Source organism: Streptomyces sp. NPDC097129, from assembly GCF_055668065.1.
This window is the reverse complement of the sequence record NZ_JBVOQE010000001.1, coordinates 1,088,052-1,100,509: the sequence shown is the minus strand read 5'-3', so window position 1 is coordinate 1,100,509 and position 12,458 is coordinate 1,088,052. Positions and strand designations below refer to the sequence as shown.

Below are 12,458 nucleotides of genomic sequence, written 5' to 3'. Positions count from 1 at the left end.
CGTACGTCACGGGGGCGCCGCCACGGGTGGACCACCCTCCATTGTCCCGCGCGCACGCAAGGGGGCCTCGGCCTCACCGTTCCCGATGCGGCCAGGCACCCCGGAATGTCAAGCGCCCCGCCCCTCGCGATGTTCCCGCCGGACACGGACGCCGGGTGAGGGGGCGCGTCACGGTCCCCCCGGCGAGGCGGGTGCGTCACGGACGCCGTGCGAGGCGGGCGCGTCACGGACGCCAGGAAACCCGGTGCTCGCCGAGATGCGCCAGCACCGCGTGGTTCGCCTCCCATCCGTCCGGGAACTTCACGAGCGTGCCGAGCTGGACCGGTTCCGTCGACGGGTAGTCGTCCAGGAGGTCCTCGACGCCCGCGCGGCAGACCACGATGCAGGCGTGCCGGTGGCGGGAGGCAAGGACGCACAGGCGGCCGGTCTCCAGATGGAACGCCGTGGCGTCGGGGCGGCCGGACAGCGGGTGCAGGACCACCGTCACGTCGTACTCCCGCCCCTGGAGCCGGTTCGCCGTGTCGACCGTCACGTCCGGCACGCCCAGCTCGGCCAGGGCCGCGCGGACCGCCGCCGCCTGGTCGCGGTGCGCGGTGCCGACGGCGACCCGGTCGGCGGTCAGCGGGGACGGCTCGGGTGAGCGCTCCGACACCGCCGCCCCGCCCCGGTCCAGCAGCCGCCGTACCACCAGCGCCACCGCGCGGACCGCCTCCGGGTCCGTGCGCGGGGTGTGCCGGGCCGGAAGCTGCAGCAGTCCCCAGCCGGAGGCCGCGGCCTCGTCGATCACCCGGTCGGGGCCGGAGCCGTCCGACGGGACGGCGAAGGCGAGCCGGCGGTCACCGGGGCCGGTGCCGCTGCGGAACGGCGTGTACGGATAGAACGCGTCCGACACCAGCGGCGCCGCGGAGGCCGGCAGCCGCCAGGACACCGGCAGCCGGTGCTGCGGCAGCTGCGGATTGTGCGCGAGCAGGGTCGTCACCGCCGACGCCGACGGGTCGTACGACAGGCCCGCCCACTGCTCGCTGCCCACGATCGCGAACGGGTCGAGCTGCCCGGGGTCGCCCACGAACAGCGCCCGCTCGAACAGCCCCGCCACGGCCAGCAGACCGTCGGAGCGCATCTGGTACGCCTCGTCGACGATCGCGTGCCGCCACGGCTCGTCCACCTTCACATGCGCCCACTTGGCCGCCGTGGACAGCACCACCGGCAGCCCCGCCAGATCGGTCGGCTTGGCCGAGGTGCGCACCTGCTCCAACTCGTCCAGGGCCCGGTCGTAGGCGTCGGCGTCGCTGCTGTGCAGCCGGCCGACGGGCAGCTCGGGGTTCTTCTCGGCCAGCCGCAGCACCAGGTCGTCGACCTGCGCGTTGGTCTGCGCGACGACCATCAGCGGCCGCCCGGCGTCGGCCAGCTCCAGCGCCGCGCGCACCACCAGCGTCGACTTGCCGGCGCCGGGCGGCGAGTCGACGACGACACCGCGCGCGGCGCCGTGCAGCGTGTCCGCGAGGATCGCGTCCGTGGCCCGCGTCGCGGCCGCCCCCGGATCGAAGGCCGTCTCGGTCACGGTCACAGCACGTCCTCCTCGGTGACGGGATCGGCGGCCTCGATGACCTGCTCCCCGGGCGGCCCGCCGTGCGTCCACGGCGTGTTCTCCGGGTCGGGCAGCTTCGCGCCGCCGCGCTGATCGTGCTCGAACAGCGTGAAGCACACCCGGTCGCCCTTCTCGGGCAGCGAGCCCTCCTCGGGTTCCTTGCCGCGCCCCATCTTGTCGAGGATCCGCAACACCAGCAGCGCGCCGTCCTCCTCGGCGCCCACGAACTCCGCCGACTGCGGCCGCCCGCCAAGCGACCGGTACACCTTCACCCGCTCGCCCAGATGCGGCCGGTCGTCCGTGCGCACCGTCACCAGCGGGCGCGGACTGGGCCGCTTGCCCTCGCTGTACGCCATGGTCACGTCCGTCACCTCACCGGCGAACGCCTCCCCGGCCAGCCGCCGCCCCGCCATCACCAGCGGGTCGTCGAGCGCCTCCTGCGCCTCCAGCCGCGCCTGCTCGCGCTCGCGCGCCGCGAGCTTGTTCGCCGCGGTGACCGCGTCGTCGCGGCGCGGCTGCGGCGGCTCGCCGGCCAGCACCCGGTCCCGGTGCCCGGTGAACGACCAGCGGTCCCGCGTCCACCGCTCCTCGACATGCGCCCCCGCGGGCAGCGCCCGCAGCAGATCCAGCCCACGCCAGACATTCCGCCAGGTGGGCAGGGTGACCCGCGCGACCAGCTCCCGGATCTCCTCCTCCGCCCGGGTGAGCGCACCCAGCCGCCCGTCGGCCTGCACGCCGTCCTCGGCGGCGGCCAGCGCGGTGCGGGCCCGGTCGTAGCGCTCGATGGCGGGGGCGAGCAGCTTGTTGTCGAACGCCGGATCGGTGGCCGGCCCGGCCGGCGGGCACCGCAACTGCCCGACCGCGTCCCTGGCCAGCTCCGCCTCCAGCGCCGCCTCGGCCCCCAGGACGCCCTCCGGCGGATCGATCCACGCCAGCAGCGCCCCCAGATGCTGGTCCTCCAGACCGGACTGACCGGTGGCCCAGTGCCGGGCGAGCACATCGGTCAGGGCCAGCAGCAGCGACGAACCGGGCACCCGGGCCCGCTCGGCGTAGTGCGTGAACCAGCGCCCCAGCAGCGGCACCCGCGGCGGCGCGGGATACGGCGTCTCCGGCTCCTGCTCCGCCGTACGCCGGAACCGCGTCGAACGCCCCAGCAGCCGCACCAGGTCGACGCCGGCCCGGCTCGGCACGATCAGCTGCGGCGCGTCCGCGCACAGGTCGACCTCGACCTTGACCCGCTTGCCGGTCTCCGGATCGGTCTCCGTGCGCTCCGCGGCCTCCACCACCTCGCCGTACGACTCGACGTACGGCAGGACGACGTCGGCCAGCTCGGCCAGGAACGCGAACCGCAGGTCCCGGTCACGCGGCTGCGGTACGACCAGCAGGCGCGGCGCGTCCCGGTCGGTGCCGACCAGCGCGCCGAGCGGGGCGCCCGCCTCACCGGCCGTGGTGAGCGGCACCAGCACCAGCGGCCGGTCGGACAGATGCCGGTGCCGCACGGTCGCGGCGGGCTGCGCGCGCCCGCTGCTGACGGCCTCCATGCGGGCGAGGGTGGCGATCAGCGACATGCGGCCCCCTCGAGCGCCTCGGCGCGCAGCTGGGCGGCCCGGCGCAGCGCCGCCACCGCCGGATCGTCCGGGTCACCGGCCTCCCCGCGGGCGGCCGCCAGCACCTCGGGCACGGTGGCCAGCCCGCCCAGCTCGGCCCGCACGGCCCGGCCGAGCGAGGTCACCGCGGCGGCCTCACGGGACCGGCGACGGCAGTGGAAGGCCAGCTCGCAGGCGGCCAGGCACTCAGGGGCGTACGTCGCGGGAACGGACTCGACGGCCTTGGTGAGCTGCTCGGCGGGCAGCTCGGGGGAGAAGCACGTCCCCTCGGGCAGCGCGTCGGCGATCTCCTCGATGCGGGTGAGCCGGGCCAGCTGCCGGCCGGTCACGGCCCGCTGCTTGCGTACGTCGACGGCGGCGGCGGTCGGAAGATTGGAGAAGTCCTTGGGACACACCAGCAGCACCCGGTGCCGCACCCGTGGCGCGGACTCCATCCGGCCCGCGACCTCCTCCAGCGCCAGCACGTACACGGCGGCCTGCCGGGCGGCGGCGCCCACCTTCGCCGGGTCGGCGGAACCGTCCAGCATCGGGAAGGATTTGATCTCGACGACCGTCCAACTGCCGTCCGGGTGCACCACCACCGCGTCCGGCTCCAGGAACGCCGGCGAACCGGCGACCTCCAGGGCGAGCATCGGATGGTCCAGCAGCGTCCAGCCGCCCGCCTCGACGGCCTCCCGCAGCGCCAGCGCCGTACGCGCCGTACGCCCCTCGGGCCCGGACGCGGTCAGATCCGGCGCATAGGCACGCTCCGGCGCATCTGCGCCGGGATCGAGTTTCTCCCGCACCAGCCGCAGCAGTTCCACGCCGCCGTCCGCCTTGACCTTCGCCTCGAAGGCGTTGCCACGGGTGAGGGCGAACTGCGACTGCCCGAACACCGACGGCGCGCCCAGCGCGCCCGCCAGCGCCGCCTTGTCCACCCCGGCGCCGTCGAGGAGCGCCCGCCGCCGGCAGCCCGGGTTGGCGGCGAGGGCCGCGAGGGCGCGGGCGTCCAGCGCCCTCGCGGGTACGTCGGGTCCGCGCAGCTCAGCGAGCCGGTGCCGCAGCGCCGTCCCCGGAGTCCGTGGGGGCGGCACTCGGCTCGGCGTCGGCTCCGGGCCGTGATGCGCGCTGCCGTGGAATTCGCTCACCCGCCGAAGTCTCGCATTCGCCACTGACAATCGAGGCGGGAGCGCCGGAAGAGCCGCCCGTGAACCGCGCCCGCACCTGGTCCGCGAACCGCATCACGACGGGCGCGAGCAGCAGCCCGACGCCCATCACGGCGACCCCGGCGACCGCGTCGAGCAGATAGTGATTGGCGGTCCCCATCACCACCAAAGTGGTGCCCAGGGGGTAGACCACCGCGGCGACCCGCGCCGCCCGGCCACGCCCGTACCGCCACAGCATGACGCCGCACCACAGGGCCCAGCCGACGTGCAGGCTCGGCATCGCCGCGTACTGGTTGGTCATGCCGCCCATGCCGCGCGGCGCGCTCGCCTCGCCGCCCCACCAGCCGTACGAGCTGTAGTGGGCCATCGTGTCGACGAAGCCGTACCCGGCGGCCAGCAGGCGCGGCGGGCAGGTCGGCATCAGTGTGAAGCCGATCAGCCCCAGGAACGTGGACGTCATCAGCCAGGTGCGGGCGGCCCGGTAGTGGGCGGCGTGCGCGTGGAACAGCCACACCAGCAGCGCGGGCGTGACCAGGTAGTGCAGCGAGGCGTACCAGAAGTCGGCCGGGATGCCGAGCCAGGGGGTGCGGGTGAACAGCCGGTTCAGCGGGTGCTCGGCGTTGATGTGCAGGAACTGCTCGATCCGCAGGAGCGCCAGCCCGTGGTCGACGGCGTCGGTCACGTCACCGCGGGCGAGCAGCCGGCCGGCCGAGTAGCAGCCGTACACGAGCAGGATCAGAGGGAGCTCGGTCCACCAGCGCAACCGGGTCTCCGGGCCCGCCTCGCTGCCTGGTGACTCGGTCTGCGGCATCCGATTCGCCCTCCCCCTTCTTCTCACTGCTGTTTCGCGGGTCTTCGCGCCGGGATCACCCGGCGGATGCGGGGGAGTCACTCTACGGCGTGGGCGGCACCCCTGACGGCCCGCCCCCGGCCCAGGAAGACGCCACGAGCGCCCACCGGGTTGCCCGCGCCGCCGGTACGCGATGATGGAAACCAACCCCCTTCTCACCTGAAAGGTCCCTCGCATGGCACCGCGCATCCTGCTGGCACGGCACGGACAGACCGAGTGGTCGCTGTCCGGCAGGCACACCGGCAGGACGGACATCCCGCTGCTGGAGGAGGGCCGGCGCGGCGCCAAGCTGCTCGGCGAGCGGCTGCACCGGGCGCCGCTGGACGGCCTGCCCGACGTGGAGGTCCGCACCAGCCCGCTGGCACGCGCGCGTGAGACGTGCGAGCTGGCCGGCTTCGGCGACCGCGCGACCCAGTGGGACACGCTCATGGAGTGGGACTACGGCGCGTACGAGGGCCTCACGCCGGCCGAGATACAGGCGCTGCGCCCCGGCTGGTTCATCTGGCGCGACGGGGTGCCCGAGGGCGAGACCCTGGCGGAGGTGACCGCGCGGGCCGACGAGGTCGTCGCCTGGGCCCGCTCGGCGGACCGCGACGTCCTGGTCTTCGCGCACGGCCACATCCTGCGCGCGATCGGCGCCCGCTGGCTGGACCTCCCCCTGCACTTCGCCTCCCGCATCCGCCTCCACCCCGCATCCCTCTCCATCCTCGGCTGGGCCTACGGCGCCCCGGCCCTGGAGTCCTGGAACGACGTGGGCCACCTCCCGGGCTGACACCACCCGCACCCGAGCGGACCGAGGCACCCGCCACGACGTCGCCGCACCCGCCGACGGCGGGAAGGGGACGGGGTGGGGGGGTGTCCGCCCGCAGCGTCCGGCACCGGGCAACGGCGCCGTCGTCGGAAACGGGCGGCCGGACCGAGGACGGACACCCCCCACCCCGGCCCCGACTCAGAAACCGCCGGTAGGCGCGACGCACGCCACGACGCGACCGCGACGGGCCGCCGCAGGCACAAAAGGGGCGCGGGGAACTGCGCGACCAGCCACAACGCACCCGCAGACAAACGACGACCCGGCGCCGCAGGCACCGCACCACCCGTCAAGGCATCCGCGGCAAACTCGCATGCCGTTCCAAAAACGCCCCCACCCCCGAAGCCCGCCGGTGAGGCAACAGCACCCGAGCCGTCCCCGCCAACATCCCCTGCACCCGCGACGACTGCACCTGATCCAGCAACCCCAGCACCGTCATCCCCGCCGAGGCCGCCTCGTCCGGCCGCCCCCCACGCGCCAGATCGTCCGCCAGCTCCGCCGTGTACAGCGCCGTGTTCCGCGTGAAGTGCGGATCCTGCAACCGGGCCGCCCGCCGCGCGTGCCGCGCCGCCCGGTCCCAGTCCCCGAGCGTGGACCAGCACTGCGCCTCCAGACCGGCCAGCTCGGCCTCGCCGTAGAAGCTCATCCACTCCGGGTCCGCGTCCGACAGCCCCCGTTCGAACAGCGCCTGCGCCCGCCCGAGCGCCTGCTCGCACCCGAACCGGTCCGCGAGTCCCGCCCAGCCCCCGGCCTCCCGCAGCGCCAGCAGCGACATCAGCCGCGGCGACCCCAGCGGACGGGCGATCCGCTGCGCGGCCTGCGCCGCCCGCACGGCCTCGCGCGGCCGCCCGGCGTCGCGCGCGAGGAACGCCATGTTGCAGAAGGCGTGCGCCTCCAGCCCCACGTCACCGGTCATCCGCGCGGTGGCCAGCGCCTCGGCGTAGTGCGAGCGTGCGTCCTCGAAGCGCCCCGAGTCGTGCGCCAGCCACCCCACCGAGATGGCCAGCTCACCGGCGCCCGAGTGCAGCCGGTCGGCGGTCGCCTGCCGGGTCGCGCCGGCGTCCAGCAGCGCGTAGGCGGCGCGCAGCGGGGCGGCTGCCCGCCGGTAGAGGCCGTCGGCGCCGTGCCGGTCGTCCAGGAGCCGGATTCTGCGGACGGCCTCTTCCAGGGCGCTCGCCTCACTCGTCCCGGCGCGGCGCGCGGGACGGGCGAGGTGCGCGAGGTGGGCGAGGCCCGCGGGCCGCGCGGACGCCGCGGCGTCCGGGGCGAGCCCGATGGGGCCCAGCGAGGCGGCGGCCACCGTGGCGCCTCCGCCGCTGATGAATGCGCGACGCAGCACGTCGCTCTCCTCGTGGTCGTGGTGGTGCGTGTCATACGGGTCCTGCGTGTCATACGGTTCGACGCCCGCGCCGGGTTCAGCTCCGCCCGCGCCCGGTCCGGCGCCGCCGGCGACCGGCACGCGCGCCGCCCGCCCGCGTACCGCCGAGCGGGGTGCGAAACCCAGGTCCACGAGCGTGCGGCCAGGGAACATGTGCAGGAACACCCGTTCGTAGGCGTAGTTGGGACAGCGGATCTCGCCCGCCTCGACCCGCCCGATGTAGCGCGCGTCGCAGCTGACCCGCTCACCGATCTCCCGGGCCGCGCGCCTGACCAGCGCGGCGAACTCGGCCGGTGAGCGCGCTCCGCGCAGCTTCCGGAAGACGAGGTTGGGCCGCGGTGGCCGGTTGGGCTGGGACGCTGGGGCGTTCACCGTTGACGACGCCATGGCCGGGTCCTCTCGTGCGAACCGTCGAACCATGCCGGAACAGAGGTGAGTTGCCCGCATTGCGGGGTGATCACCCTGTTGTCCGGCGGCAAGAACGTACCTGCTGTGGTCGTCCCGCCACGCAGTGTTTAGCTACAAACCGGATATCCCACCCCCGTTCTGCCATGAACTGCCATCCTTTGCGGCGGACTTTCGCCGTAGCCGTTGACACGGGCACGCGTTGAACCCGATGGACCGCCACAGGCGCATCGCCGCGACAGGCCATGGCGGTCCGCGACAGGTGCCCAGGAATTGCGTGATGGAGGCCGGGATGGAGACCAGCCAGAGCATCGCACCGTGTGCGGCACCGGGTGTGCCGGCGGCGCACACCTACGGACCGGAGGTCGGCGTCGCGACCGGTGCGGGGAGCGCGTGCGACCTCGTCACCGTGCCGACCCGGCAGGGCCTGGAGGCCGTCGACATCCTGCGCCGCGGCGCCTCGGACGCGGTCGGCCCGGTCCTGCACGACGACGGCTGCGGCACGCTCGCCTTCCTCGTCCCGCCCGGTACGGCGGCCGGCTGGGACGTCCCGGGCAGTACCTGTGTCCAGACCGACGGCCGCGGGCTGCGCCTCGCACCGGAGCCGCCGGTGGAGGGCTCGGTCTGGCTGCTGCCGCCCGGCGACGCCGACGGGGCGACCGACCCGGCGGTCCTGCGCCGTGCCCTGGGCGAGGCGGCCCGCCTGATCGAGGCGGCGGACAGCTGCCGCTGACCCGCGTCCGCGAGCCCCTGTTCCCCGCGCCCTGCCCCCTGCGCCCTGCCCCCCTCACGCGCTGCCCGCGTCCGATCACCCCACCTGCCCACCTGCCCACGCGTGCTCCCCGGGCCCCGCGACCCCCGGGCCCCGCACTCTCCGGACCCCGGGCCCCCGCGACCCCCGGACCCCGCGACCCCGCGACCCCGCGACCCCGGATAATGGCCCGATGGGCAAGTCCAGGAACCCCCGGCGCCGGCAGGCCGCCGTCGACGCCGTCGTGGAGCAGGTCGACGGCGGGCTCGCGGAGCTGGTACCCGACCGGGACCGCCCGCGGGCCTGGACGCTGCTGGTGGACGGCGCGCCGCAGTCGCACGTCGACCTGGACGACCCGGCCCATCTCTCCTTCGAGTACCAGCGCCGCATCGGCCATGTCATCGACCTCGCCGCCCCGCCCGGCAAGCCCGTCCACGCCGTGCATCTCGGCGGCGGCGCCCTCACCCTGGCCCGCTACGTCGCCGCCACCCGCCCCCGCTCCACCCAGCAGGTCGTCGAGCGGGACGCGGCCCTCGTCCGGCTGGTGCGCCGCGAGCTGCCGCTGGACCCCGCCGCCCGGATCCGCGTCCGCTCCGCCGACGCCCGCGAGGGCCTCGGCAAGGTCCCGGACGGCTGGGCGGACCTGCTCGTCGCGGACGTCTTCAGCGGCGCCCGCACCCCCGCCCACCTCACCTCCACCGAGTTCCTTGACGAGGTCCGCCGGGCGCTCAAGCCGGGCGGTGTGTACGCCGCGAACATCGCCGACGGCCCGCCGCTGGCGTACTTGCGGAGCCAGATCGCCAGTGCCGCCGCGCGGTTCGCCGACCTCGCGCTGGTCGCCGACCCGGCGGTGCTGCGCGGCAAACGCTTCGGCAACGCGGTGCTCGTCGCCTCCGACCTGCCCCTGCCCATCGCCGAACTGACCCGCCGCGCGGCCTCCGACCCGCACCCCGGCCGGGTCGAACACGGCAGAGCGCTGCGGGACTTCACCGGCGGCGCGGCTCCCGTGACGGACGCGGCCGCGGTCGCGTCCCCCGCCCCGCCGCCGTCGGTGTTCGGTTAGCCGCTGCCGTCAGTACGTGCCGACGTCCACCCGCGGCGGCCCGTCGTGCCAGGTGCAGAACACGGACACCCGGTCCGCGCCCGAGGCGAACTCCACCCGGATCCAGGTCTCGGTCTTCCACCACTGCATCGACCAGCCCGGGTGCGGGGTCGCCGACACCAGGGACGCGCTGGACGGGCCGATGTCGAACACCACGCGGCCGCCCTTCGAGTCGTAGCTCTTCACCCGGCCCGAGGCGGTGGCGGACGGGCCGGCGGAGGCGGACGGCGGGCGGGAGGAGGCGGGCGGCCGGCGGCTCGGCGACGGTGACGGCGAGTGCGGTGACGCATCAGAGGGCCGCCCGGACGGCGGCGCCGACCGCGCCGTGGACGACACCCGCGGTCCCGCCCCCTGCGTCGTCGCCTGCGCCGCCGTGATCGGCAGGGCGCGCGGCGGGTCGTACGCGGTGCCCGCCATCACCGTGTGCACGCCCCACCACGACAGCGTGACCGCCGCGCCCGTGGCGAGCGACCACGCCAGTACATGTACGAGTCCTCTGCGCATCGCGGCCATACTGCCTCACCCGTCACCCGGGTGTCCCACGGACGGGCCGCGCCGGACCCCGCAACGGCGCCGGTTTTCCACAACCCGGGAGTTGTCCACAGCCCCCCACCGGCGTTCCGTGCATGGCGTACGGTGCGGCGCATGGCAAGTGTGCTCGTGGTCGAGGACGACCAGTTCGTACGCTCGGCGCTCATCCGGCATCTGACCGACGCCACCCACACGGTGCGCAGCGTCGGCACGGCACTGGAGGCGCTGCGCGAGGTCGCCCATTTCCGTTTCGACGTCGTCATCCTGGACCTGGGACTGCCCGACCTGGACGGCTCCGAGGCGCTGAAGATGCTGCGCGGCATCACCGACGTGCCGGTGATCATCGCCACCGCCCGGGACGACGAGGCGGAGATCGTCCGGCTGCTGAACGCCGGCGCGGACGACTACCTCACCAAGCCGTTCTCCCCGGAACACCTGTCGGCGCGCATGGCCGCCGTACTGCGCCGCGCCCGCGGCGGCGCCGCCGACACCCCGCCCTCCACGGTCCTGCGCGTCGGCGGCCTCACCGTCGACCCGCTGCGCCGCCAGGCCGAACTGGACGGGGCGCGCCTCGACCTCACCCGCCGCGAGTTCGACCTGCTCGCCTTCCTCGCCGGCCGCCCCGGCGTGGTCGTCCCCCGCCGGGAACTGCTCGCCGAGGTGTGGCAGCAGTCCTACGGCGACGACCAGACCATCGACGTCCATCTGTCCTGGCTGCGCCGCAAACTGGGCGAGACCGCCGCCGAACCGCGCTATCTGCACACCCTGCGCGGTGTCGGGGTGAAGCTGGAGCCACCGCGGGAAGCGGAGCCACCGCGATGAGGTGGGCACTGGTGCGGGTCTGCCTGGCGGTCACCACGATGGTCGTGGTCGCCTTCGCCGTCCCCCTCGGACTCGTCATCAAGGAGATGGCCCGCGACCGCGCCTTCTCCAACGCCGAACGGCAGGCGGCGGTCGTGGTGCCCGCGCTGTCCATCACCACCGACCGCGAGCAGCTCGAACGGGTCGTCGCCTCGGCCGGCACGGACGACGGCATGGCGGTCCACCTGCCGGCCGGCGACGGCACGCCCGCTCTCGACCTGGGCCGCCGCCGCGCCACCGCCCAGGACATCGAAGCGGTACGCAGAATGGGCCGCGCCTCCACCGCCGAGGTGCCCGGCGGTTCCGTCCTGCTCCAGCCCGTGGCGCTCAGCCTCGGCACCGTCGTCGTCGAGGTGTACGTCCCCGAGTCCGAGGTGAGCAACGGCGTCGGCACGGCCTGGGCGGTGCTCGCCGGCGTCGGCGCGGCGCTGGTCGTGGGCTCCGTCGCGGTCGCCGACCGGCTGGGCGTGCGGATGGTCCGCCCGGCGCAGCGGCTGGTCGAGGGCGCGCACGAACTGGGCGAGGGACGGCTCGGCGCCCGGGTGCCGGAGGAGGGACCGACGGAACTGCGGCTCGCGGCGGTCGCGTTCAACTCGATGGCCGACCAGGTCGTCCATCTCCTCGCCAACGAGCGGGAGCTGGCCGCGGACCTGTCCCACCGGCTGCGCACCCCGCTGACCGTGCTGCGGCTGAACGCGGCCTCGCTCGGCGACACGCCCGCCGCCGAACAGACCCGGGCGGCCGTGGCGCAGCTGGAGCGCGAGGTCGACACCATCATCCGCACCGCCCGCGAGGCCAAGCCGCAGACCGCGGCCGCCGGGCCCGGCGCCGGTTGCGACGCGGCCGAAGTGGTCCGGGAGCGGATGGAGTTCTGGTCGGCGCTCGCCGAGGACGAGGGCCGCAAGTGGCGGCTGGCCGGCGTGGAGCGGCCGGTGCGTATACCCGTGGCCCGCGCCGACCTCGCGGCCGCGCTGGACGCGCTGCTCGGCAACGTCTTCCGGCACACCCCGCAGGGCACGGCCTTCGCGGTGGACGTGCACAACGGCGAGGACGCGGTGATCGTGCTGGTCTCCGACGCCGGGCCCGGCATCCCCGACCCGCAGGCGGCCATGGCCCGTGGCCAGGGCTCGGGCAGCGACGGCTCGACCGGCCTCGGCCTGGACATCGTGCGCCGGCTCGCCGAGTCCACCGGGGGTGACGTGCGCGTCGGGTCCTCGGTGCTGGGCGGCGCGGAGGTGCGGATCTGGATCCAGCTGGACGGCCGCAGACGCCCGCCCGCGGGGCGCGGTCACCGGGGGAGCGTACGGCGGCGCCGCCGGCTCGCCACGAGGTGACGCCCCCGCATGGGCGCTCACATTGGTCTCTACCTTTAACCGGTCCCGATCCCTTCCTTAAGCGCGGCCTAAGAACCTCGATCGCCGTCTGCATCAGG

The 12,458-nt window shown here is 75.1% G+C and carries 11 protein-coding genes; 5 read left to right on the top strand and 6 right to left on the bottom strand.

Features of this window, described 5'->3' with window-relative positions; all coding sequences use genetic code 11:
- Nucleotides 1–223: 223 nt before the first annotated feature.
- Genes AC0B9F_RS04920 through AC0B9F_RS04905 form a run of 4 tightly spaced genes read right to left on the bottom strand, consistent with a single transcriptional unit; the run spans nt 224 to nt 5,151 of the window.
- Nucleotides 224–1,561 carry an AAA domain-containing protein gene (locus AC0B9F_RS04920; protein WP_471999008.1) on the bottom strand — a complete coding sequence of 446 codons (1,338 nt, stop codon included), beginning with the start codon at nt 1,559–1,561 and terminating at the stop codon, nt 224–226.
- Nucleotides 1,562–1,563: 2 nt separating this feature from the next.
- On the bottom strand, nt 1,564–3,156 hold the full coding sequence (locus AC0B9F_RS04915) for a hypothetical protein (protein WP_471998795.1): 1,593 nt from the start codon (nt 3,154–3,156) through the stop codon (nt 1,564–1,566).
- Nucleotides 3,147–4,268 (bottom strand): hypothetical protein, encoded by a 1,122-nt coding sequence (locus tag AC0B9F_RS04910; protein WP_471999007.1) that lies wholly within the window; start codon nt 4,266–4,268, stop codon nt 3,147–3,149. Before AC0B9F_RS04910 ends, AC0B9F_RS04915 begins: the two co-directional genes overlap by 10 nt.
- Nucleotides 4,219–5,151, bottom strand: coding sequence for a phosphatase PAP2 family protein (locus tag AC0B9F_RS04905; RefSeq protein WP_471998794.1), 933 nt, complete (start codon nt 5,149–5,151; stop codon nt 4,219–4,221). The genes AC0B9F_RS04910 and AC0B9F_RS04905 overlap by 50 nt, the downstream gene beginning before the upstream one ends.
- Before the next feature lie 214 nt (nt 5,152–5,365).
- On the opposite strand from AC0B9F_RS04905, the gene AC0B9F_RS04900 reads away from it, so the two are divergent.
- Nucleotides 5,366–5,962 carry a histidine phosphatase family protein gene (locus AC0B9F_RS04900; protein ID WP_471998793.1) on the top strand — a complete coding sequence of 199 codons (597 nt, stop codon included), beginning with the start codon at nt 5,366–5,368 and terminating at the stop codon, nt 5,960–5,962.
- A 325-nt stretch (nt 5,963–6,287) separates the two neighbouring features.
- On the opposite strand, the gene AC0B9F_RS04895 is transcribed toward AC0B9F_RS04900, so the two are convergent.
- Nucleotides 6,288–7,763 (bottom strand): hypothetical protein, encoded by a 1,476-nt coding sequence (locus tag AC0B9F_RS04895; protein ID WP_471998792.1) that lies wholly within the window; start codon nt 7,761–7,763, stop codon nt 6,288–6,290.
- A gap of 310 nt (nt 7,764–8,073) precedes the next feature.
- Between AC0B9F_RS04895 and AC0B9F_RS04890 the strand changes: the two genes are divergently transcribed.
- Both AC0B9F_RS04890 and AC0B9F_RS04885 read left to right on the top strand, forming a co-directional pair.
- Nucleotides 8,074–8,514: a hypothetical protein gene (locus AC0B9F_RS04890; RefSeq protein WP_471998791.1), complete on the top strand. Its 441-nt coding sequence runs from the start codon at nt 8,074–8,076 to the stop codon at nt 8,512–8,514.
- A gap of 211 nt (nt 8,515–8,725) precedes the next feature.
- Nucleotides 8,726–9,595, top strand: a complete 870-nt coding sequence (locus AC0B9F_RS04885) for a spermidine synthase (protein ID WP_471998790.1) — start codon at nt 8,726–8,728, stop codon at nt 9,593–9,595.
- Between the two features lie 9 nt (nt 9,596–9,604).
- Here the strand turns inward: AC0B9F_RS04885 and AC0B9F_RS04880 are convergent, their stop codons facing one another.
- The gene (locus AC0B9F_RS04880) at nt 9,605–10,138 is read right to left on the bottom strand and encodes a hypothetical protein (RefSeq protein ID WP_471998789.1); all 534 of its coding nucleotides are present in this window, start codon (nt 10,136–10,138) and stop codon (nt 9,605–9,607) included.
- A gap of 141 nt (nt 10,139–10,279) precedes the next feature.
- On the opposite strand from AC0B9F_RS04880, the gene AC0B9F_RS04875 reads away from it, so the two are divergent.
- Nucleotides 10,280–10,987, top strand: a complete 708-nt coding sequence (locus AC0B9F_RS04875) for a response regulator transcription factor (protein WP_471998788.1) — start codon at nt 10,280–10,282, stop codon at nt 10,985–10,987.
- Nucleotides 10,984–12,360: a sensor histidine kinase gene (locus AC0B9F_RS04870; protein ID WP_471998787.1), complete on the top strand. Its 1,377-nt coding sequence runs from the start codon at nt 10,984–10,986 to the stop codon at nt 12,358–12,360. Before AC0B9F_RS04875 ends, AC0B9F_RS04870 begins: the two co-directional genes overlap by 4 nt.
- The last annotated feature ends 98 nt before the right edge of the window (nt 12,361–12,458 follow it).